This window comes from Novosphingobium indicum (genome assembly GCF_014645195.1).
GTDB classification, from domain to species: Bacteria; Pseudomonadota; Alphaproteobacteria; order Sphingomonadales; family Sphingomonadaceae; genus Novosphingobium; species Novosphingobium indicum.
In genome coordinates, this window is the sequence record NZ_BMLK01000010.1 from 1 (window position 1) to 20,935 (window position 20,935).

General features: G+C 66.1%; 19 protein-coding genes. 10 read left to right on the forward strand and 9 right to left on the reverse strand.

Going from position 1 to position 20,935, the window contains the following annotated elements; all coding sequences use genetic code 11:
• Positions 1 to 104: 104 nt before the first annotated feature.
• The gene (locus IEX64_RS11635; RefSeq protein WP_188819846.1) at positions 105 to 1,424 is read right to left on the reverse strand and encodes a DUF2254 domain-containing protein; all 1,320 of its coding nucleotides are present in this window, start codon (positions 1,422 to 1,424) and stop codon (positions 105 to 107) included.
• A 115-nt stretch (positions 1,425 to 1,539) separates the two neighbouring features.
• On the opposite strand from IEX64_RS11635, the gene IEX64_RS11640 reads away from it, so the two are divergent.
• Both IEX64_RS11640 and IEX64_RS11645 read left to right on the forward strand, forming a co-directional pair.
• Entirely contained in the window at positions 1,540 to 2,433 is an 894-nt protein-coding gene (locus IEX64_RS11640) for a DMT family transporter (protein WP_188819847.1), read from the forward strand.
• 4 nt (positions 2,434 to 2,437) lie between these two features.
• The gene (locus tag IEX64_RS11645; protein ID WP_188819848.1) at positions 2,438 to 2,980 is read left to right on the forward strand and encodes a pseudouridine synthase; all 543 of its coding nucleotides are present in this window, start codon (positions 2,438 to 2,440) and stop codon (positions 2,978 to 2,980) included.
• A gap of 7 nt (positions 2,981 to 2,987) precedes the next feature.
• Here the strand turns inward: IEX64_RS11645 and nadA are convergent, their stop codons facing one another.
• The 3 genes from nadA to IEX64_RS11660 all read right to left on the reverse strand — a co-directional run bounded on the left by nadA (position 2,988) and on the right by IEX64_RS11660 (position 5,743).
• Entirely contained in the window at positions 2,988 to 3,974 is a 987-nt protein-coding gene (gene nadA, locus IEX64_RS11650; protein ID WP_188819849.1) for a quinolinate synthase NadA, read from the reverse strand.
• Positions 3,975 to 4,067: 93 nt separating this feature from the next.
• Positions 4,068 to 4,781, reverse strand: coding sequence for a hypothetical protein (locus IEX64_RS11655; protein WP_188819850.1), 714 nt, complete (start codon positions 4,779 to 4,781; stop codon positions 4,068 to 4,070).
• A 77-nt stretch (positions 4,782 to 4,858) separates the two neighbouring features.
• Entirely contained in the window at positions 4,859 to 5,743 is an 885-nt protein-coding gene (locus IEX64_RS11660; RefSeq protein ID WP_188819851.1) for an MBL fold metallo-hydrolase, read from the reverse strand.
• A 106-nt stretch (positions 5,744 to 5,849) separates the two neighbouring features.
• Between IEX64_RS11660 and glpK the strand changes: the two genes are divergently transcribed.
• Entirely contained in the window at positions 5,850 to 7,340 is a 1,491-nt protein-coding gene (gene glpK, locus IEX64_RS11665; protein ID WP_373290141.1) for a glycerol kinase GlpK, read from the forward strand.
• A gap of 30 nt (positions 7,341 to 7,370) precedes the next feature.
• Here the strand turns inward: glpK and IEX64_RS11670 are convergent, their stop codons facing one another.
• Positions 7,371 to 7,835: a DUF1465 family protein gene (locus tag IEX64_RS11670; RefSeq protein WP_188819852.1), complete on the reverse strand. Its 465-nt coding sequence runs from the start codon at positions 7,833 to 7,835 to the stop codon at positions 7,371 to 7,373.
• A 161-nt stretch (positions 7,836 to 7,996) separates the two neighbouring features.
• Complete coding sequence (locus IEX64_RS11675; protein ID WP_188819853.1) at positions 7,997 to 8,194, reverse strand: YdcH family protein; 198 nt, start codon at positions 8,192 to 8,194, stop codon at positions 7,997 to 7,999.
• Between the two features lie 249 nt (positions 8,195 to 8,443).
• Between IEX64_RS11675 and IEX64_RS11680 the strand changes: the two genes are divergently transcribed.
• From IEX64_RS11680 to tilS, 5 genes are all read left to right on the forward strand, one after another.
• A complete protein-coding gene (locus IEX64_RS11680; protein WP_188819854.1) occupies positions 8,444 to 8,599 on the forward strand; it encodes a YdcH family protein in 156 nt (51 codons plus the stop codon).
• Positions 8,600 to 8,699: 100 nt separating this feature from the next.
• Positions 8,700 to 10,976, forward strand: a complete 2,277-nt coding sequence (gene ptsP, locus IEX64_RS11685; protein WP_188819855.1) for a phosphoenolpyruvate--protein phosphotransferase — start codon at positions 8,700 to 8,702, stop codon at positions 10,974 to 10,976.
• A gap of 159 nt (positions 10,977 to 11,135) precedes the next feature.
• Positions 11,136 to 12,299, forward strand: coding sequence for a RodZ domain-containing protein (locus IEX64_RS11690; protein WP_188819856.1), 1,164 nt, complete (start codon positions 11,136 to 11,138; stop codon positions 12,297 to 12,299).
• A gap of 121 nt (positions 12,300 to 12,420) precedes the next feature.
• Complete coding sequence (locus IEX64_RS11695; protein ID WP_188819857.1) at positions 12,421 to 13,368, forward strand: tetratricopeptide repeat protein; 948 nt, start codon at positions 12,421 to 12,423, stop codon at positions 13,366 to 13,368.
• Positions 13,349 to 14,344, forward strand: coding sequence for a tRNA lysidine(34) synthetase TilS (gene tilS / locus IEX64_RS11700; RefSeq protein ID WP_188819858.1), 996 nt, complete (start codon positions 13,349 to 13,351; stop codon positions 14,342 to 14,344). Before IEX64_RS11695 ends, tilS begins: the two co-directional genes overlap by 20 nt.
• A 3-nt stretch (positions 14,345 to 14,347) precedes the next feature.
• Here tilS and IEX64_RS11705 read toward each other — a convergent pair whose 3' ends face one another.
• The 3 genes from IEX64_RS11705 to IEX64_RS11715 form a co-directional block, all read right to left on the reverse strand.
• On the reverse strand, positions 14,348 to 15,025 hold the full coding sequence (locus IEX64_RS11705) for a L,D-transpeptidase family protein (protein ID WP_188819859.1): 678 nt from the start codon (positions 15,023 to 15,025) through the stop codon (positions 14,348 to 14,350).
• 172 nt (positions 15,026 to 15,197) lie between these two features.
• On the reverse strand, positions 15,198 to 16,772 hold the full coding sequence (locus IEX64_RS11710; RefSeq protein WP_188819860.1) for an AMP-binding protein: 1,575 nt from the start codon (positions 16,770 to 16,772) through the stop codon (positions 15,198 to 15,200).
• A 126-nt stretch (positions 16,773 to 16,898) separates the two neighbouring features.
• The gene (locus IEX64_RS11715) at positions 16,899 to 17,534 is read right to left on the reverse strand and encodes a TetR/AcrR family transcriptional regulator (protein WP_188819861.1); all 636 of its coding nucleotides are present in this window, start codon (positions 17,532 to 17,534) and stop codon (positions 16,899 to 16,901) included.
• 112 nt (positions 17,535 to 17,646) lie between these two features.
• Here IEX64_RS11715 and IEX64_RS11720 point away from each other — a divergent pair, with 112 nt between their 5' ends.
• On the forward strand, positions 17,647 to 19,968 hold the full coding sequence (locus IEX64_RS11720) for a TonB-dependent receptor (protein WP_188819862.1): 2,322 nt from the start codon (positions 17,647 to 17,649) through the stop codon (positions 19,966 to 19,968).
• 96 nt (positions 19,969 to 20,064) lie between these two features.
• Positions 20,065 to 20,934: an alpha/beta fold hydrolase gene (locus IEX64_RS11725; protein WP_188819863.1), complete on the forward strand. Its 870-nt coding sequence runs from the start codon at positions 20,065 to 20,067 to the stop codon at positions 20,932 to 20,934.
• Position 20,935 lies beyond the last annotated feature (1 nt).

Sequence of the window (20,935 nt, forward strand, 5' to 3'; positions counted from 1 at the left end):
ATGGCGCATCATGTCCATCGGCTTGCGCCAGTGGGCGCATGGGTCGTGATCAGAGAGTCTTGGTATCAGGCGGCGCGCATTTATCCGCGCCGCCTAGACGTTCATCAGGCCCATGCGGCCCGGACTTCGGCGTGGCGCTGGCGCACATCGGCGATGTCCGGGCCGACGAGGTGCTCCTCGGCCTGCTCGACCAGCAGCCGGACCTCGCGTTCCAGCAAGGCCCGGCGGTGGCTGCCGCGCACTTGCCCGGCTACTTCGGCGAGCGTTTCCAGCGCCACAAGCGCCGCCAGCCGGTTCGTCGCAAAGCCGCTGCGCGCCGCGGCGAAACCGCGCTGGAGGAAGTGCGCGAAGTCGTTCTGCGGCGTCGCCACCGGGCAGGTCTCGCCCATCGTGTTCCAGCTTTCCGCATCGAGGTTTCGCCGCCCCAGCTCTGCGGTCGCAGCGCCCAGCCAGTGGGTCGCGGTGATCGCGGTAAAAGCATCGTTGATGCCGGGCGACAGCGCGCGCAGGGCGATCTCGACCAGTTCGTCGATGGAGAATTCGAGGTCCATCTCCGGCGTGCGCGAGGAGCCGAAGGCAAAGGTATCGCGCACGGCATCGGCGACGCCGTCGGGCAGGCGCGTGGCATCGGTGCGGGCGATGGCAATGCCGGGATAGACGAAGTCGCCGGGGCGAACTTCGAGCGACACGGCGATCTCGTGCTTGCGCGCGCAATCGACCAGTGCGCCCAGCTCGATCAGGCGGACGTAGCCGGTGCGGTGCGCACACACATAGTCGCCGCGGGCGACGGCGCGGACCGGCGGATCGGACTCGCCTTCCTCGGGAAAGCGGTTCTCGATCTCGTGCAGCAGGCGCGCGCCGATGTTCTCCAGCACGGTATTGATGCGGATGCTCGCCGGGATGTGGTGGAGGAAATAGACGAGCACGCCGACCGAGGCGTTCATCAGCGCGAAAGCCACCAGCAGCGCCAGTTGCGGCACGAAGCCGCCGCCGTCGAGCACGGCCAGAGGCATCCCGCCCGGCGCCTCGTCGCCCCCGCGCACCGCGCGCAGCACGGTGATGGCGTAGACGAAAGTGCCGATGAACATCGCCAGGCTGAACTGGTTGCCCTTGTCCTCCATGAAGTTGGTCAGCAGGCGCGGGCCGTAGTTGCCGCTGGCATAGGCGACCGCGGCAATGGTGATCGAGAACACGGTGGAAGCCACCCCGATCATCGAGCCCGACAGCACGGTGAGGATGTTGTTCGCCCCATCCGGCTGGGCGGGCACGATCCAGTGCGACCGGCTCAGCCACTCCGCTGCGCCGATCCGGTCGAGATGGACCAGCAGCAGCGCCAGCAAGAGCCCGCCCGCGGCAAAGAGCGCGGGGTAGAACCAGTAGCTGGCACGAATCGAGAGCCAGTTGGAACGCAAGTTGGCGAGCATCGCGGAAAACCTCCCCCGGTCACAGATCGCGAAACCGGCAATTGTTTCCCTAGCGCGATTTTCGCTGCCGCATAAGCGTGTTGCGGGCGGGCGGGCGAGGCCCTAGGGCACGGCGATGGCCGACGCCCCCGCTGCCCCCCACAGACCCGGACACGACTGGACCGCGCGTCATCTCGCGGCGCTGCTGGCGGCGAACTTCGCGCTGGCGCTGGGGCCTTGGCTGGTGCGGCTGGCCGATACCGGGCCGGTGGCGGCCGGCTTCTGGCGGCTGAGCCTCGCACTGCCGGTGCTGCTGGTACTCTCCGCGCGCGAGCCGGTGGGGCAGCGTCGGGTCAGGGGCATGGCGCTGGCGCTCGTGCTGGGCGGTGGGGTATTCTTCGCGCTCGATCTGGCGAGCTGGCATGTCGGCATCGAGACGACCAAGCTCGGCAATGCCTCGCTGTTCGGTAACAGCGGCAGCGTGATCCTGATGGCTTGGGGGCTGATCGCCGCGCGGCGGTCGCCGCGGCTGCTGGAAGTGACCGCGATCCTCTCCGCGCTGGGCGGGGCCGGGCTGCTGATGGGTGGGTCGCTGGAGATCAGCCGGGCAAACCTGATCGGCGACCTGTTCTGCGCGCTCGCCGGGTTCTTCTACGCCTTCTACATCCTGATGCTGAACGCGGCGCGGGCCCGGCTCGGGCAGTTCTCGGTGCTCTCGGTCTCGATCTTCGCCAGTGCGCCGGTGATGCTGGGCATCTCGCTGCTGCGCGGCGAGGCGATCATGCCGGAGAACTGGACGCCGCTCATCGCGCTCGCCTTTTCCAGCCAGCTCATGGGGCAGGGGCTGCTGATCTATTCGCTGCGCCACTTCCCGCCGCTGGTGATCGGGCTCGCCCTGCTGACCCAGCCCGCCGTGTCCTCGACCGTCGGCTGGCTGGCCTTCGGCGAAGTGCTGACCCCGCTCGACGTCGTGGGCATGATCCTGCTGGCCAGCGCGCTGGTGATGGCGCGGCTTGGCGACAGGCCCTAGTCCGATGGCGCGCCTGATCCTCTTTAACAAGCCCTACGAGGTGCTTTCACAGTTCACCGACGCGAAGTCGCCCAGTCCGCGCGCGACGCTTTCGGACTTCATCGATGTGCCGGGCGTCTATCCGGCAGGGCGACTGGACCGCGACAGCGAAGGGCTTCTGCTGCTGACCGACGATGGCCGCCTGCAGGCGCGCATCGCCGATCCGAAGTTCAAGACGGCCAAGACCTATCTGGCGCAGGTGGAAGGCGAGCCGGACGAGGCGGCGCTCGATGCCCTGCGCAAGGGTGTGCGGCTCAAGGACGGCATGACGCGTCCTGCCGGAGTGCACCGCATCGACGCCCCCGACCTGTGGCCGCGCACCCCGCCGGTGCGCTTTCGCAAATCGGTGCCCGACTGCTGGATCGAACTCACCATCCGCGAAGGCCGCAACCGCCAGGTGCGCCGCATGACGGCGGCAGTCGGCCTTCCCACGCTGCGGCTGGTGCGCTGGCGCGTGGGCGACTGGACGCTCGACGGGATCGCGCCGGGGGAGTGGCGCGAAGTCTGAAGCCGGCTCAGCGGGCCCCCAGGTCCCCCTTGCCGACCGTGCTGCTTGCCATTTCGAGCATCTTGTCGAGGCTCTTCTTCGCGGCGAGGCGCAGGTCTTCGTCCATTTCGATCCGCGGCTGCAGGTCGCGCAGGGCGAGGTAGAGCTTCTCGAGCGTGTTGAGCGCCATGTAGGGGCAGATGTTGCAGTTGCAGTTGCCGTCTGCGCCCGGCGCACCGATGAAGGTCTTGTTCGGCAGCGCGCGTTCCATCTGGTGAATGATGTGCGGCTCGGTGGCGACGATCAGCGTGTCGCCTTCGATCTCGTTGGCATATTTCAGGATGCCGCTGGTCGAGCCGACATAGTCCGCATGGTCGACGATGGTCGGCGGGCATTCAGGGTGCGCGGCGATCGGCGCGTCGGGGTGCTTGGCCTTGAGCTTGAGCAGCTCGGTTTCGCTGAACGCCTCGTGGACGATGCACACGCCCGGCCAGAGCAGCATCGGCCGGTCGAACTTGCGCGAGAGGTAGCCGCCCAGATGCCGGTCGGGGCCGAAGATGATCGGTTGGTCCTTGGGGATCTGCTGCAGGATCGTTTCGGCGCTGGAGCTGGTGACGATTACGTCGGACAGCGCCTTCACCTCGGTCGAGCAGTTGATGTAGGTGAGCGCGATGTGATCGGGATGCGCTTCGCGGAAAGCCTTGAACTTCTCGGGCGGGCAAGAGTCTTCGAGGCTGCAGCCGGCGTCCATGTCAGGCAGCACCACGATCTTTTCGGGGCTGAGGATCTTGGCGGTATCGGCCATGAACTTCACGCCGCAAAAGGCAATGACGTCGGCATCGGTTTCGGCGGCCTTGCGGCTCAGTTCGAGGCTGTCGCCCACGAAATCGGCAAGGTCCTGAATTTCCGGCTTCTGGTAATAGTGCGCGAGGATGACCGCGTTGCGTTCCTTGCGCAGCCGCTCGATCTCGGCGCGTACGTCGATGCCGGTAAGGTCGGCGGGCATTACGGTCATGGTGTTCCTCTTGTCCTGCGCTTCCGGTCTCGCTCGCCGGAAGAGCCGCCTATCTAGGGACGGAGCGCGCAGGACCCAAGGGGAAATTGCAGGTCAGGCAGCGATGATGCGCGCCGTGAAGGCAATCCATGCCGGGGTGATCGCGAGCAGTTCCACCACTACGTGCGAAAGCACGATGGCGAGGCCCACGGCCAAAGTCGCCGGATGGACGAACCCCAGCTCCTTGCGGTCATGCCGGACGATGAGGGCGAAGACGCCGAGCTGAATGACCATGGAGAGCCACTCGCCCCACGGCATGATGAAGGGCATCGGCAGGACGCGGCCGAGCGCGGGTTCCATCAGCAGGATGGTGGAGCCGATCATCAGCCGCTTGTGCCAGTCCTTCTGCCCGCGCCGGGAAATGGCCGTGGCAACGAGCGCGGCGAACAGCACCACGCTGACATGAATGAGCGCCAGGAAGTAGGCGGGCGTGAAGAACGGCGGAAAGATACCCGCGCGCAGCGCCGCGAAGCAGGTCAGGCTCGCCAGGATGACGATGGCGGGCAGCATCGCCGCGCTTGCCCAGCCCAGCCGCATGTGCAGGGCGCGACTGCCGCGGCCGACCAGCACCGATTGCGTAATCAGCAGCGAGAGCCATGCCAGCATCGCCACGCCGTGCGCGTGCATGACCATCGGGGCATGAACATAATCGACCATGCCGCGCAGGCCGAACTGTGCAAATCCGAACACGATAAAGGCAGAGATGCCGATCGCCATCTTTGCCCAGAACGAGAGGCGCGCAGCGCGCACCCCGGCAGCAGTTGCCATGACTTCTCTCCACCCTAGCTATGGGGGGGGAGAGTATCCGATGTTCGAGTACTTGAGAATTACTTGTCGACGAACATCTATCGGGAGGCGACAAGCGTCCACTCGTCTTCGCGGCGCGCTGTAATACCACGCTTTTCCAGATCGATCAGGTGCGCCAGAACCGAGCGTCCCGCTGCCGGCCAAAGCCGTTCGTCCACACCCTTGTACATGTGCGGCACCATGTCGGTGATTCGCGTGCGTCCGGCTTCGATCTGGCGCTGGATCTGCTTTTCGCGCTGGCGGCGGTGGCCGATCATCCCGCGCACGAGCTGGCGCGGCTTTGTCACTTCGGGGCCGTGGGCGGGGTAATAGACGGTATCCTGCGTGCGCTCGTGCAGCTTCTGCAGGCTGGCGAGATAGGCGGTCATGTCACCGTCGGGCGGGGAGACTACGCTTGTCGACCAGCCCATAACGTGATCGCCGGTGAATACCGCGCCGGTCTCTTCCAGTGCGAAGCACACATGGTTTGATGTGTGGCCGGGTGTGGCGATGGCGGTCAGCGTCCATCCTTCGCCCGTCAGCGTCTCACCGTCGGTCAGGACGCGTTCGGGGCGGTAGGTGGGATCGAAGGCGGCATCGGCGCGCGGGCCGTCGTCTTCGAGCGTCAGCGGCGCGCAGCCGATGATCGGCGCGCCGGTCCTTTCAGCGAGCGGTGTGGCGGCGGGCGAGTGGTCGCGGTGCGTGTGGGTGCAGCAGATCGCCACGATACTGGCATCGCCGATGGCTTCGATCAGCGCGTCGAGGTGTTCGGCATCGTCCGGGCCGGGATCGATCACCGCCACGTCCGCACCATCACCGACGAGGTAGGTCTGCGTGCCGGTGTAGGTGAACGGCGAGGGATTGCGCGCGAGCACGCGGCGCACGAGGGGGCCGATCTGTTCGGCGAGGGCATAGGGCCTGTCGATGTCGCGGGATGCGTCCATGGCCGCGATATGGGCGCTGGCGGGCGCCGTGTCGACCCATGCGAAGCAGGAGGCTAAGGGAAGTCAAATCGTGCTTGGACCTCGGCACGACGCTGTGGAGAGACGAATGCCGGGTGAGGGAATGAGCGAAGGCGATGCGATCCTCGTGATCGATGCGGGAACGACATCCAACCGCGCCATGGTGTTCGCGCCCGACGGAACGGTGCGCGCCGTCGCCCAGCGTCCGTTGACGCAGCATTATCCGCAACCGGGCCGGGTCGAGCACGATGCCGAGGAGATCTGGCAAGGCGTGCTCGCCTGCGCGCGGCAGGCGGTGACGCAGGTGGGCGGCGCGGACCGGATCGCGGCCATCGGCATTGCCAACCAGCGCGAGACCGTGGTCGCCTGGGACAAGGCGAGCGGTAAGCCGCTGACGCGCGCCATCGTCTGGCAGGACCGCCGGACCGCACCTGTCTGCGAGGCCCTGCGCGACGCGGGGCACGAGGGCGCGGTGCAGGCCGAGACCGGGCTGGTTCTCGATCCCTACTTCTCGGCAACCAAGATGGGCTGGATGCTCGAGCATGTGCCGGAGGTACGGGCTGCGAGAGAAGCGGGCCGGTTGGCGCTGGGCACGGTGGAATCGTGGCTGCTCTGGAAGTTTACCGGCGGCGCGCACCGCAGTGATGCCAGCAATGCCTCGCGCACCAGCCTGATGGGGCTGGCTGCGAACGGGTGGGACGAGGGGCTGTGCGACCTCTTCGGCGTTCCGCGCGGCGCCTTGCCCGAAATCTGCGATTGCGCCGGGGAGATCGGTACGGCCCTGCCCGAATGGCTGGGCGCGCCGATCCCCATTTCCGGGATGGCAGGCGATCAGCAGGCCGCGACGGTGGGTCAGGGGTGTCTCACCGTTGGCGAGACCAAGGCGACTTACGGGACCGGCGCATTCGTGCTGGCCAACATGGGCTCTACGGTACCGTCCTCCGCGCACCGCCTGCTGGCGACCGTGCTCTGGCAGCTGGGTGGGGAGCGGACCTATGCGCTGGAGGGTTCGGTCTTCGTGGCGGGCAGTCTGGTGCAGTGGCTGCGCGACAGCCTCGGCCTGATCGATGCCGCGACCGAGACCGAGGATCTTGCCCGCTCGGTCCCGGACAGCGGCGGCGTGGTGATCGTGCCCGCGCTCGCCGGGCTGGGTGCCCCGCACTGGCGGGCCGATGCGCGCGCGGCGATTACCGGATGCACTTTCGCGACAACGCGGGCGCATCTCGCCCGCGCGGCGCTCGAAGCGATGGCGATGCAGACGCGCGACCTTGCCGAGGCCTTTGCCGCCGATGATGCGCGCTGGACCATGCTGCGCATCGACGGCGGCATGAGCGCCAACGACTGGATGGCGCAGGATCTGGCCGATGTGCTGGCGCTCCCGGTCGAGCGCCCGGTGTTTATCGAGACCACTGCGCTGGGCGCCGCGATGCTGGCAGGGCTGGGCGCGGGCCTGTTCGGATCGTTGGGAGAGGCCGCCGCCGCAATGAGCGGGAAGCGGGAGACCTTTGCCCCGGCGATGCCCTCGGAGGTGCGCGACGCGCGGGTGAAAGGCTGGGCCAGGGCGCTCGAAACGGTCTGATCGGTCTGCGATCGCAGGCGATGCTGCGAGTCAGCTCGCGAGGCGCCGTTCGATCTTTTCGCACAGCGAGTGGATGGCGCTCGGGCGGCCTTCCTCGCTGTGGCGCCAGGCGTCGTCGAGCCGCAGCAGGCGGTCGTAGAAGCGGCGCGTGGCTTCCACCAGGTCTATTGTGGCCGGCGCGAGCATGGCCAGCTGGTCGGGCTGCGATTCCCGCAGATCGGGCGAGAGATGTCCCTGCCGGTGCAACTGGTAGTTGCTGATCTCGCCCATGAAGAAGGCACGATGATTGAGCAGCCAGGCAATCGCATGCATCATCCGCGTGGTCGTGCGCAGGCCTTCGCTGGACAGAGCCACGCGCGCGAGATCCTCGTCGTTCCTGTTGCCTTCGAGCCGGCCCGACAACGTGAAAGCATTGCGGACCTCATCCGACAGGACGAGCGCTTCGCAATAGAGCGTTTCGATGATGAGTGGATTTATGGTGACGGGCTCGGACATATTGCGTTCATATTTCCGAACCGCGACTCTGCGGCAACTGCCTGAAGGTAAAAAACCGGAGCAAACTTGCACTTGTCCCTGATCGGAACGTTTCGAAGGGCGGTTTTGCGCGGTGAAACAGGCCGTGAGCCGGACGGGCTTTCCCGGGGCGCGAGGGGCGATCAGGCGATGATGTCGGGGATCAGATAGTCCTCGATCTGGATGATCTGGTCCTTCAGCTTGAGCTTGCGCTTTTTCAGCCGGGCCACCTGCATCTGGTCGCCCGCGCCGGCGGCCATCAACGCGTCGATGGCCGCGTCGAGATCGCGATGCTCAATTCGCAGAACTTCGAGGCGCTTGCGCATTTCCTCTTCGGTCACGGGCCGAAATTCCTCAGTCTGATCGCGTCCGTCCGTGCCCGCAGGCATGGACGGCAACGCGTGGGGGCCTTCTCCTGCCGAACGCAGGATTCATGCAATTCACCGATATGAAGCATTAGCTCTCTTCGCAAGATGGCCTGAATATGCTTCCATCATTTCGCGCCGGACGACGAGAAGCCGAGTCGCCAATCCGGGTCTATTCGGCATCGGGTCATAATGACAGGTTCGGCCCCTAGAGGAGAACGATCCATGGAGAGTTCACACATCAGCGCCCTGCAGCTCAAGCATGCCGGTATCGAACGGCAGCTTCATGACGAGATGAGCCGCCCGATGCCTGATGCCGTGGTGATCCAGGCCCTCAAGAAGCGAAAGCTCAGACTCAAGGAGGAGATCCAGCGGTTCTGACCGCCGATCTTCCGATCATTTGAGTAATATCGTCGGAATGAGCTGAATTCTCGGTTCCGCTGCGTTCCCAAAGAACGCTCTTTGGTTTACTTGCATAGGCATGACCAGCGGAGCCGTAGCATCAGCCAGAAACATCCTCACGGGCCTCCACGAGGTGATGGCGTCGCGCAGTCATGCGCAAGCCAAGCTCAACAACGTGGTGGAAGTGATCGGCGAGTGCCTCGATAGCGAGGTCTGCTCGATCTATCTCCTGCGCGAGGGGATGCTGGAACTGTTCGCGACGCGCGGCCTGGCGCAGGAAGCTGTGCACGTCACCCGCATGGCGGTGGGGGAGGGTCTCGTCGGCACGATTGCCGAGCACATAGAGACCCTCAACCTCGCAGAGGCCGCCGCGCATCCCGACTTTTCCTATCGTCCGGAAACGGGCGAAGAGAAGTTCCACTCGTTCGCCGGCGTTCCCATCGTGCGCCGTGAGCGCGCCGTTGGCGTGCTTTGCGTGCAGCATGTCGATCCGCGCCGCTACGAAGAGGTCGAGATCGAGGCGCTGCAGACGGTGGCGATGGTGCTGTCCGAACTGATCGTCAACGCGGACCTCATCGACGAGGAATACGCTTTCTCGCTCGGTGCGGCGCAGACCGGGCCCGAACAGTTGCATGGTCTCACGCTCGTGAAGGGGCTGGGCGCAGGGCAGGCGGTGTTCCACCAGCCGCGCGTCACGATCGAGCATGTCGTTGCCGAGGATACCGAGGCTGAGCGCCAGCGCGTCATCCTCGCGTTCGACAAGATGCGCGAGCAGATCGACCGCATGGCCGGGCAGGCCGAGTTCGGCGTGGGCGGCGAGCACGACGAAGTGCTCGAGACCTACCGTATGTTCGCCTACGACGAAGGCTGGACGCGGCGCATCAACGAAGCCATCGATTCCGGTCTGACCGCCGAAGCTGCCATCGAACGTGTGCAGCAGCGCACACGCATGCGCATGCGCCAGATCGACGACCCGCTGCTGGCGGATCGCATGCACGACCTGGAGGACCTTGCGAACCGCCTGTTGCGGATCGTCTCGGGTCAGCTCGGCACGGCTGCATCGATGGGTCTGCGCAGCGATGCCATCCTGATCGCGCGCAACCTCGGCCCTGCCGAACTTCTCGAATACGATCGCCGCCGCCTGAAGGGCGTGATCCTCGAAGAAGGCTCGCTCACCAGCCACGTGGTGATCGTGGCGCGCGCCATGGGCGTTCCCGTTCTCGGCCGTGTGCGCGGGTTGCGGGCGGTCGTGCGCGAAGGCGATCAGCTGCTGCTCGATGCCGATCAGGCGACCGCGACCGTGCGGCCGTCGCCGGGGGCAGTCGAGGCTTTCGAGGCCCGCTTCGCCAAGACCCGCGAGCGGCAGGCCGTCTATGCGGCTCTGCGCGACGTCAAGCCGGTGTCGCGCGACGGTCAGCGCGTCTACGTCAAGATGAACGCCGGCCTGCGTGACGACATGGCCAACCTGAGCCTGACCGGCGCCGACGGCATCGGTCTGTTCCGCACCGAGTTCCAGTTCCTCGTCTCCGCAACGCTTCCCCAGCGCGAGCGCCAGACGCGGCTTTACCGTGACGTGATGGATGCGGCAGGAGACAAGCCGGTCGTGTTCCGCACGGTCGACATCGGCGGCGACAAGACTTTGCCCTACCTGCGTCACGACGATGGCGAGGGCGAGGAGAACCCGGCCATGGGCTGGCGTGCGCTGCGTGTGGCGCTCGAACGCGACGGCCTGCTCAAGGCGCAGGCGCGTGCGCTGCTGGAGGCTGCTGCAGGACGCACGCTTCACGTCATGTTCCCGATGGTTGCCGAGCCCTGGGAATTCGATGAGGCCAAGGCGGTGTTCGACGGGCAACTTGCCTATCTCAAGCAGCAGAAGAAGATCCTGCCCGAGGCGATCCGTTACGGGGTCATGCTGGAAGTGCCGGCCCTGGCCGAGCAGCTCGACCTGCTGGCGCCGAAGATTTCGTTCCTGTCGATCGGCACCAACGACCTGACCCAGTTCCTGTTCGCCGCGGACCGTTCGAACCCGAAGCTGGCCGAACGCTACGACTGGCTAAGCCCCGCGATCCTGCGCTTCATCCGCCGGGTCGTGCGCAACCTTGACGGATTCAACATCGATATCAGCGTGTGCGGCGAGATGGGCGGGCGCAGGCTGGAAGCGCTGGCGCTGCTGGGGCTAGGCGTGCGCCGGCTGTCGATCACGCCGGCCTCGGTCGGACCGATCAAGGAGATCATCGGTCGGGTCGATCTGCGCGAGATCGAGGCCGCCATGGAAGGCTGGCTTGCCGCGCCGCCGGAAAACCTGCGGACGACACTGTCGGAGTGGGCGTCGGAGCGGGATATTCTCGTCGACTGACATCCCAGGGTCGTTTTCGGCCCGTAGATCGCGCGGCTGACCGCTTAGGACGGAATATATTCCACGGTTTCACCGCCTTGCGATTGACTTTGGGCGGTGGGACGGTTTGGTTGTGATCTGCCTACACATTTCAGAAAACTAATAGTCTTCGGGAGCCGAATGGACAGCGAGAATATCGACGGTCAGGGGGAGGCAGGACAGGTGTCGACTGCCGGCAGCCGATTGCGCAAGGCGCGCGAGGCGGCGGGGCTCAGCCGCGCCGATATCGCTTCCCAGACCAAGATCGCCGAACGTCACCTCATTGCGATTGAGGAGGATCGCTTCGGGGATCTTGCCGCCCGGACTTATGCCGTCGGTTTCACCCGGGCCTATGCACGCGCGCTGGGGCTGAACGAGGCCGAGATCGCCGACGATGTCCGCAAGCACCTCGATGCGGAAGAAGCTTACCACACCCAGCCCGAAACCCATTTCGAGCCGGGCGATCCCGCGCGGGTACCGCCGGTACGGCTGGCCTGGATCGCGGCCGGCGCCGCCGTTGTGGTGATCGGTGTGCTGCTGCTGTTCTGGAGCAACTTCCTCTCGCCCGAAGGCAAGCTGCCCGATCTCATCGCCGAGCAGACCGCAGCGCCGCAGCCGGGGCCGGTGGCAGCGCCCGCTCCGCAGGTTGCCTCGCCGACTGGGCCGGTCGTGCTGACCGCTACGTCCGATAACGTGTGGCTTCGGGTGACCGATGCCGATGGCAACAGGCTGCTCGAGAAGGAAATGTCCAGGGACGAGCGCTGGACGGTGCCGGACGATGCAAAGTCTCCGGAACTGCGCACGGGCCGCCCGGATGCCCTGCGTGTAAGCGTGGGCAGCAAGGATCTAGGCGCGCTCGCCAACGAGCCCAAGACGGTATCGGGCATTTCGCTCGTGGCGGCCGATCTGCTGGGTGTCGAGCAGCCGCAAGCCGGTCCGCAGCCGGCGGCGGCTACAGCGCCGCTCCGTGAGGCACCAGTGTCACGGACAACGCCTTCGCCGAGGCCGTCTCCGACCGCAACGCGTCCTGCGCCTGTGCCGAGTTCGGCGACAATGCGGGCTCCGACACCTGCGCCCACGCCGAACCCGCGGCCGCGGCCAACTACGCCTGCGCCCGCAGCGAGCCCGACGAGCCGCGCCACCGCGCAGCCTACGCCGCGCCCGACTGCCACGCGCAGCCCGGCAGCCCAATCGACGCCGAGCCCCAGGCCCTCGCCGAGTGCGACGGCTGCGGCGTCGACGCCGAGCGCCAGTCCTGCGCCGCAGACCTCGGCTCCGGCGCCGGTTTCCACGGATTCCGAATAGCGGGCCTCGACAGGCGCTGGCGCTTGCGGCAACACCTTGGTTAATTTCCCGTTCCGCCGGTTTCTGCCAGAAAGGCGCGCATAACGGGCAGGCAACGGTCTGATACGGAGTGGTATTGGTGATGAAAGCTTCACTTGGGGATGTGCGGTTCGCACGGTTTCTGGCAACGGCGGCCGCGGGTGCGATGCTGGTTGCGGGCGCCGTGCCGGCGATGGCCCAGGACAATGTCGATACCCGGCTGAAGAAGGTCGAGGCCGAAGTGCGCGCGCTGCAGCGCAAGGTCTTCCCCGGTCCGGACGGCAAGTTCTTCGAGCCCGAAATCGCGCCGACGCCGACGCCGACCGGAACGCCGGGCCAGCCGGCCACGACCGCAGTTTCCGATCTGCTGACCCGCATGGACGCGGTCGAGACGCAAATGGCGCGGCTCACCTCGCAGATCGAGCTGAACACCAACCGCATCGACCAGCTTGAAGCGAAGCTTGCCGGCGGGTCGCAGCCGGCAGCGGCTACGACAACACCTGCGGCTACCGCGCAGCCTGCGGCACAGTCCAACCTCGATGCGATGACGGATGGTGCCTCGGCGCAGCCAGCGGCTGCCGCACCGGCGGAAACCAAGCCTGCGCCGCCGCCTTCCACGCGCGTCGCGGCGGTCCAGGCCATCGTCAAGCCGCAGACCGATGATCCGGGCGATGACGAGTACGTCTACGGCTACCGTTTGTGGGAGGCCAAGTTCTACCCGGAGGCCGAGCAGCAGCTGAAGCTGTTCCTGCAGAAGTATCCCAAGCATCGCCGGGCGAGCTGGGGCCGCAATCTGCTGGGGCGCGCCTATCTCGACGATGGCAATCCGAGTGAAGCCGCCAAGTGGTTCCTGCAGAACTACCAGACCGACAAGCGCGGTGAACGTGCCTCCGACAGCCTGCTCTATCTGGCGGTCACGATGAAGCAGATGAAGGACACCAAACGTGCCTGCATCGCGCTCGCCGAATTCAGCGAGACTTATGCGACCGAGGCTGCCGGGCGTCTGCAAAGCCTCTACAATTCCACGCGCAATGGGCTCAACTGCAGCTGATCTCGGCCTGACCGACGATGCACTGGACCGGTTTCGTACCGGTCTGGAAGCGCTCTGGCCGGAAAGGATCGACGAAGACGCGATGAAACTGGGGCTTGCCGTGTCCGGCGGGCCCGACAGTCTCGCCCTGCTCGTATTGGCCCATGCCGCCTTGCCGGGCCGGGTCGAGGCAGCGACGGTCGATCACGGCTTGCGCCCCGAAGCGGGAGCAGAGGCTGCCGAAGTCGCACGGGTCTGTGAGGCACTGGGCGTGCCGCACGCGATCCTGCCCGTGGACGTGGCACCGGGCAATCTGCAGGCCGAGGCGCGCATGGCCCGCTATGCCGCGCTGGCCGAGTGGGTGGAGGAACGCGGGCTTGCCGCGCTCGCCACCGCCCATCAGGCGGACGATCAGGCCGAGACGCTGCTGATGCGGCTCAATCGGGCGAGCGGCGTTGCCGGGCTTGCCGGGGCACGGGCGCGGGGCAGGGTGCCGGGCACCGCGATCCCGTTGCTGCGGCCGGTGCTGGAATGGCGCCGCGCCGAACTGGGCGACGTCGTCCGCGCCGCAGGTCTGACCGCGGCCGAGGACCCCAGCAACAGCGACGACCGTTTCGACCGGGTGCGCATGCGCAAGGCGCTGGCCGAGGCGGACTGGATCGACGTTTATGCCGTTGCCCGCAGCGCAGCCCACCTTGCCGAAGCCGACGATGCGCTCGAATGGATGGCCGCGCTCGAATGGCGCTCCTGTGTGAAGAAAGAGCCGATGGGCCTCAAATATCGTCCGCAGGCACCGCGTGCCGTTGTGCTGCGGGTGATCGCGAGGATCGTGCACGACCTCGATGGCGAGGAACCGCGCGGGAGCGGCGTGGCCCGGCTCTACGATGCGCTGGCGGAAGGGCGCCCGGCCTCGATCGGCAATCTGGTGGTGCGCCCCAATGCAGGCGGCTGGAGCTTTGCCAAAGCGCCGGTCAGGGCCGCGAAGCGCAAGACCTGAGGCTTACGAGGAGCCTTCGAGGCTGTCACCAAGGCCGACCTGCTTGCCGCGGGTGATGTAGACCTTGTCGCCCAGCTTGGTGAGTTTGTAGAGCTTGGCCGCGAAAGGATCGGGCATGCCGATGCAGCCGTGACTGGCATAACCCAGCTCCACGTTGGATCCATGCAGGGTGATGCCGTCGTCGGTCAGCCGCTGCATGTAGGGCATCGGCGCGCCGGTGTAGATGTTCGAGACGTGGTCGATGTCCTTCTGGGTGATCGGGAATACGCCCAGCGGGGTCGGCTTGTCTTCGGTGCCCAGCAGCACGGCGGTCGCGCCGATCTCGTAACCGCTCTTGAAGACCGAGAGCACGCGCGCATCGAGGTCGACGGTGATCACGATGGGGCCGTCGGGCACGTTTGTCTCGTCCCAGTGCCAATCGCCGTACTTGATCGGTCCGTCGATCGGCAGGATGCGCTTGATGACGAAAGGCTCGTCCTTGGCGGCGACTTCCGGCTTCTCTTCGGGCTTGGAGGCGAGGGCAGGGGCTTGCGCCGCAGGTTCGGCAGCCTTGGTGGCAGCGACGTTCGCTTCGGCCAGCGAGGCAGGCTCCGGTGTCGATGGCGATGCCGCCATGACCAGCACGCCGGCGACGGCAGCGAGGGCGATGAAGCCCGATGCGAGAAAAATGCGTCCGTCCACTTGGCCCGTTCCTTGGCGAATTCCTGAAGCGAATCCCTGAGTTTCTTTGGAGCATCATCGCCTAAGACGGGGTAAACCGCCAGTATGCATGCCCGGGCGTCCCGCAGCAGGACTGGCTGCAGGAAAAAGTTAACGCCCCAAAACGTCATCCCAGCCTGCGCTGGGACGACGGTTATGTCGCTGTGGCTGCCTGCGCATACTGCGCGCGCAGGGCCTTCTTGTCGGGCTTGCCGACGGGCGTCTGCGGAATGGCCTCAACGAACGCCACCGACTTGGGCGCCTGGTAGTTGCCCTTGCGCGCGGCGACAGGGCCGCACAGCTCTTCCTCGCTGGCGCTGGTGCCGGGCTTGAGGACGATCACCGCGTGGACCGCCTCGCCCCACTTCTCGTGCGGCACGCCGATCACCGCGACTTCGGCAACGGCGGGGTGCTCGGCGATCACGTTCTCGATGTCGCGCGGGTAGATGTTGAAGCCGCCCGAGATGATCATGTCCTTGGTGCGGTCGACGATGCGCAGGAAGCCGTCGGGATCGCGCACGGCAACGTCGCCGGTATGCAGCCAGCCGCCCTTGAAAGCTTCGGCGGTCAACTCGGGATCGCGGTAGCCGTCCATCACCAGCGGCCCCTGCACGACGATTTCGCCCGGCTCTCCATCGGGTACCGGATTGCCGTCGCTGTCGTGCAGTTCAAGGCGTATCCAGGGGCTGGGCAGGCCGCAGCTGGCAAGCCGGTTCAGGTCGTTCGGATCATGGTCCGCCTTGCGCATGTAGCTGATCACCATCGGCGCTTCCGCCTGCCCGTAGAACTGCGCGAAGACCGGGCCGATGCGCTCGATCGCTTCCTTGAGCCGCGCCGGGCTGATTGCCGAGGCGCCGTAGAAGATCGTTTCCAGACTGGAGAGGTCGAACTGGTCGAAGCGCGGGTGATCGAGCAGGGCATAGATCATCGTCGGTACCAGCATCATGCAGTTGATGCGGTGCGCCTCGATCATTTCCATGACCTGCACCGGATCGAAGCGCGGCAGGATCAGGAACGTGCCGCCGCGCAGCAGCGCGGGCATGAACATTGCCCCGCCAGCATGCGTCAACGGCGCGCAGGAGAGGATGTTCGGCTGTTCGGGCCATTCCCACACGGCCTGCATGTAGAGCCCGGTGAGGAAGCCTGAGCGCTGGCAGCTCGGGATCGCCTTGGGCTTGCCGGTGGTGCCGCCCGAATAGCCGAGCCGCGTCACGTCGTGGCCATCGACCTGCGGCGGGACCAGCTTTTGCGGCGCGAAGCTCGCGGCGAGTTCATGGATGTCCTGGGCCAGCTCGCTGCGGCCGATGGCCAGAAGGCGGATGCCGGGCACCTCGCGCCGGATTTCGGCGGCGCGGCCTTCGAAGCGTTCGGCATCGAAGAGCATGACCTTCACCCCGGCATCGCCGATCACGTTGAGCTGGTCCGACAGCGCCGAGAGCGGATGGATCGGCACATAGAGCGCGGCGAGCAGCTGCAGCGCATGGGTGATGTGGAGGCACTCGGGAATGTTCGGCGCGATCAGCGAGACGCGGTCGCCGGCTTCCACGCCCACGGCCTGCAGCGCCTGCATGAAGCGGCTGGTTTCGTCGCGCATGTCGTTCACCGAAAGCGTCGGTCCGTCGAGCTGCTTGAGCAGGGGGCGGCTGCCACCGGTGTTGAGTGCATTGGCCAGCACATCGGCATTGAAAAGGGGCCGATGGATCGTATCGGCCGGGCTGGTGGTGGTCATTGCTCAGGTCTCCCCGCTCCCGTACGGAACTAGACAAGTGTCTAGAAACGGATCGCGGGTGGAGTCAATCTTTCCGACGTGCGGGGTCTGTCTGCAGCGGCACTCGGTCTTGGCGGGGAAGGGCGCTCAGCCCTTGTTCGAAGAGCGTGGGGCGATGCCTTCGCGCAGGATCGAGTTGGCGAGTTCGGCCACTTCCTCGGGCGTGGCCTCTTCCGACCAGACGGCATAGCGCAGGCCCAGGAAAACGTTCATGCCCATGATCGCCCAGGCATGGGCCTCGCCCAGCCCTTCGCGCAGTTCGCCGCGGGCCATGCCTTCCTCGAGGCGCTCGTGCATGCGGTGGGCGGTCGTCTCGTAGTGATGGCGGAAGCTGTCCGGATCGACGAATTCGCACTCGTCGATGATGCGGTAGATTTCCTTGTGCTCGCGCGCGAAGCGCAGAAAGGCGGTCAGCGCCGCGCGTTCGGTGTCCAGTGCGGGCGCTTCGTGCTGCAGGGCATCGCGCGCGGCCTCGCGGACCTTGCCGCTGAGATCGTCCACCAGCGCGCGGAAGATCTCGTCCTTCGAATCGAAGTAGGTATAGAAACTGCCCAGCGCCGTGCCGGCGCGGCGGGTGATCCCGGTGATCGACGCTTCGTGAAAACCCTTTTCCCCGAATTCGATAGCGGCTGCGTCGAGCAGTTTACGGAGGGTCCTGCGCCCCCGTTCGGTGCGCGGCGCCTTGCTGGGCGGGGTCGGTTCGCTCGCGTCTGCTGTGGTCACAAAGCCACAGCTATACGCAGATTGACGGCATGGCAAACATTCAAAGTTGAAACATGGTTCAACTATCAATATGAGGGGCGTCAACGAATAAGGTTCATTGGGAGTCTGAGTGATGCGTAAGGCGCGTATTTTCGCGATTGGTACGAGTGTGCTGGCCATGGCCGGCGGTCTGGCGGTCCCGGCCATGGCGCAGGATGCGCCGCCTGCAGCCGAAGCGCCGCAGGAAGGTGGCGAGATCATCGTGACCGCGCGCCGCCGCGAAGAGCGGCTGGTCGACGTGCCGATCGCCGTCACCACCTTCAGCGGCGACCAGCTTGCCAAGTCGGGCGCGATCGACGTGACCGAAATCGCCCAGACCACGCCCAACGTGACGCTCGAGCCCTCGCGCGGCACCAACTCGACGCTCTCAGCCTTCATCCGCGGCATCGGTCAGCAGGATCCGGTTTCGGGCTTCGAGCAGGGCGTCGGCATCTATCTCGACGACGTCTATCTCAACCGCCCGCAGGCGGCGGTGCTCGACATCTACGACGTCCAGCGCATCGAAGTGCTGCGCGGTCCGCAGGGCACGCTCTACGGCCGCAACACCATCGGCGGCGCGGTGAAGTACGTGACCAAGCCGCTTTCGGACGAGCCCTACCTCAAGGTCCGCGCGACCTACGGCACCTATGACCAGGCCGATGCCGTCGTGACGGCCTCGGCGCCGATCAGCGACCTCGTGCGCGTCGGCGGCTCGGTGGCGCGCCTCTCGCGCGGCGGGTTCGGCAAGAACCTCACGACCGGTGAGGACAACTACAACAAGGACATCTGGGCCGCGCGCGGCACCTTCGAACTGGGTGGCCATGGCGAGCCAGTCCTGATCCGCATCTCGGGCGACTATACCAAGGACAATTCCAATGCCCGCGGCGGCCACCGCCTGATTCCGGGCTACACCTCGGGCACGCCGGTGCTGGACGACGTTTACGACACGCGAGGCGGCCTGATCGATCCGGAGCAGTACGTCGAGGCCTATGGCTTCTCTATCAACGCCACCGCTGAACTGAGCGATGCGGTAACGCTCCGCTCGATCAGTGCATGGCGCAAGGACGATTCCGCCTCGCCGATCGACTTCGACGCGCTCCCCGCCGTCGACCTCGACGTGCCGGCCTATTACCGCAACGAGCAGACGAGCCAGGAATTCCAGCTGCTCTACGACGACGGCGGCATGTTCCAGGGCATGATCGGAGCGTACTACCTGTCGGCCAAGGCCGACACGCAGTTCGACGTGCGTCTGTTCACGACCTTCCCGGGCTTCACCGCCTTCACCCAGGCCGATGTCGATACCGAGACCTTCGCGATCTTCAGTGACGTCACGCTCGATTTCACCGACCAGATCAGCCTCGCGCTGGGCGGCCGCTATACCTGGGACGAGCGCAAGGCGAACATTCTGCGCCAGAACTACCTCGGCGGCGGTTCGCCGGTCTTCGGCGGCCTCGGCGTTCCCTTCGGCGCGCCGAGCACCGACTTCTCGGGCAAGGCGACCTTCAAGAAGTTCACCCCGCGCGCCTCGCTCAGCTACAAGCCGACGCCGGATCACAACATCTACGCCAGCTTCTCGCAGGGCTTCAAGGGCGGCGGCTTCGACCCGCGCGGCGTCGGCGTCAATGCGCCGGACCTTAACGGCGATGGTATCCGGCAGGACAGCGAAGTGGCGGATTACCTCAGCTTCCGTCCGGAATCGGTCGACAGCTACGAGATCGGCTACAAGGGCAACCTGTTCAACGGCGGGCTCTACGTTGCCGTGGCGGCCTTCCACATGGACTACAACGACGTGCAGATCCCCGGTTCGCAGGGCTGCACCGTCGATGGCATTGCGACGTTCTGCGGCGTCATCACCAATGCCGGCAAGGCCAAGATCGACGGTGTCGAGCTCGAGACCAATGCCCGCATTGCACGCGATCTTGCGGCGATGGGTGACCGCCTGAGCTTCACCGGCTCGCTCGGCTACATCAATGCGCGCTACAAGGAATACATCACCAACTCGGCGACCGGCCCGGTCGATGTGGCCGACCAGCGCGAGATACAGAACACGCCGAAGTGGACCGGTAGCGCGACGCTCGCTTACGAAACACCGGTGGGCGACGGTGACCTCTCGTTCAGCTCGACGGTGTCCTACCGCTCGAAGACCTACCAGTTCGAGGTGCCCAATCCCTACATCGATCAGAAGGGCTATGCGCTCGTCGATGCGAGCCTGGTCTACACTGCACCGGGCGGCCTCTGGAGCCTGGGCGTCCACGGCAAGAACCTGTTCGACAAGCAGTACAAGACCTCGGGCTACTCGTTCGTCGCGCCCGACGGTGCCGGCGGCCTCGTCCCGACGCTGGGAACCGAAGGCACGCTGACGGCCTTCTACGGCAATCCGCGCCAGGTCTTCGTGACCGCGACGCTGGAACTCTGAGCCGGAGCGATCCGGTTCCGACTGGCGGGCTTCCCATTCCCTGACACCCCCAGGGAAGCCCGCCAGCCGTTCACGCCTGAAAAGGAATTCATGGTCATGGAATACCGCGACCATCGCTATCGCAGCGCCTGCGGGCGGCTCGAGCTGGCCGCGCGCGACTATCCGGCCGCCGATCCCGCCGCGCCGGTGCTGCTGATGATGCACGGCCTCACGCGCAACAACGCCGACTTCGAACCGCTCGCGGCGCATCTGGCCGGGCGCTACCGGCTGATCGTGCCCGACCAGCGCGGGCGCGGCCTGTCCGAGTGGGACCCCGATCCCGCGCAGTACCGGCCCGACGTCTATGCGCAGGACATGCTGGCCCTGCTCGACGGCCTCGGTATCGAGCGCGCCGGGTGGATCGGCACCTCGATGGGCGGGCTCATGGCCATGGTGATGAACGCGCTGCGGCCCGGCATGACGCAGGGCGTGGTGTTCAACGATGTCGGTCCGGTCCTCGATCCGGCCGGGATCGCCCGCATTCAGGGCTATGTCGGCCCGTCCGGGACGATGGCCAACTGGACCGAGGCGGCCGCCCGCTGCCGCGCGGTCAACGCACCGGCCTTTCCCGACTTCGGCGGAGCGGACTGGCTCGCCTTCGCGCAGCGCACCTGCCACGAGCAGGACGACGGCAGCGTCGTCTTCGCCTACGATCCGGCGATCTCGGAAAGCATTGCGGGCGACGATCCGCAGACCGTGCCACCCGACCTCTGGCCGCTGTGGGACCTGCTCGATGCGGTGCCGGTGCTCGTCGTGCGCGGGGAACTGTCGGACCTGCTCAGCCGCGAAACCGAACGCGAGATGGCGCAGCGGCACTCCGGGCCCTATGCCAGTGTCGAAGTGCCGCGTGTCGGCCACGCTCCCATTCTCGACGAGCCGGTGGCGCTCGCCGCGATCGAGGCGTTCTGCAAGGACCATGTGACCTGAG

Coding starts and splice junctions, on each gene's coding strand:
- IEX64_RS11635 (WP_188819846.1), bottom strand. CDS start 1,424: ATGCTCGCCAACTTGCGTTCCAACTGGCTCTCGATTCGTGCCAGCTAC.
- IEX64_RS11640 (WP_188819847.1), top strand. CDS start 1,540: ATGGCCGACGCCCCCGCTGCCCCCCACAGACCCGGACACGACTGGACC.
- IEX64_RS11645 (WP_188819848.1), top strand. CDS start 2,438: ATGGCGCGCCTGATCCTCTTTAACAAGCCCTACGAGGTGCTTTCACAG.
- nadA (WP_188819849.1), bottom strand. CDS start 3,974: ATGACCGTAATGCCCGCCGACCTTACCGGCATCGACGTACGCGCCGAG.
- IEX64_RS11655 (WP_188819850.1), bottom strand. CDS start 4,781: ATGGCAACTGCTGCCGGGGTGCGCGCTGCGCGCCTCTCGTTCTGGGCA.
- IEX64_RS11660 (WP_188819851.1), bottom strand. CDS start 5,743: ATGGACGCATCCCGCGACATCGACAGGCCCTATGCCCTCGCCGAACAG.
- glpK (WP_373290141.1), top strand. CDS start 5,850: ATGCCGGGTGAGGGAATGAGCGAAGGCGATGCGATCCTCGTGATCGAT.
- IEX64_RS11670 (WP_188819852.1), bottom strand. CDS start 7,835: ATGTCCGAGCCCGTCACCATAAATCCACTCATCATCGAAACGCTCTAT.
- IEX64_RS11680 (WP_188819854.1), top strand. CDS start 8,444: ATGGAGAGTTCACACATCAGCGCCCTGCAGCTCAAGCATGCCGGTATC.
- ptsP (WP_188819855.1), top strand. CDS start 8,700: ATGACCAGCGGAGCCGTAGCATCAGCCAGAAACATCCTCACGGGCCTC.
- IEX64_RS11690 (WP_188819856.1), top strand. CDS start 11,136: ATGGACAGCGAGAATATCGACGGTCAGGGGGAGGCAGGACAGGTGTCG.
- IEX64_RS11695 (WP_188819857.1), top strand. CDS start 12,421: ATGAAAGCTTCACTTGGGGATGTGCGGTTCGCACGGTTTCTGGCAACG.
- tilS (WP_188819858.1), top strand. CDS start 13,349: ATGGGCTCAACTGCAGCTGATCTCGGCCTGACCGACGATGCACTGGAC.
- IEX64_RS11710 (WP_188819860.1), bottom strand. CDS start 16,772: ATGACCACCACCAGCCCGGCCGATACGATCCATCGGCCCCTTTTCAAT.
- IEX64_RS11720 (WP_188819862.1), top strand. CDS start 17,647: ATGCGTAAGGCGCGTATTTTCGCGATTGGTACGAGTGTGCTGGCCATG.
- IEX64_RS11725 (WP_188819863.1), top strand. CDS start 20,065: ATGGAATACCGCGACCATCGCTATCGCAGCGCCTGCGGGCGGCTCGAG.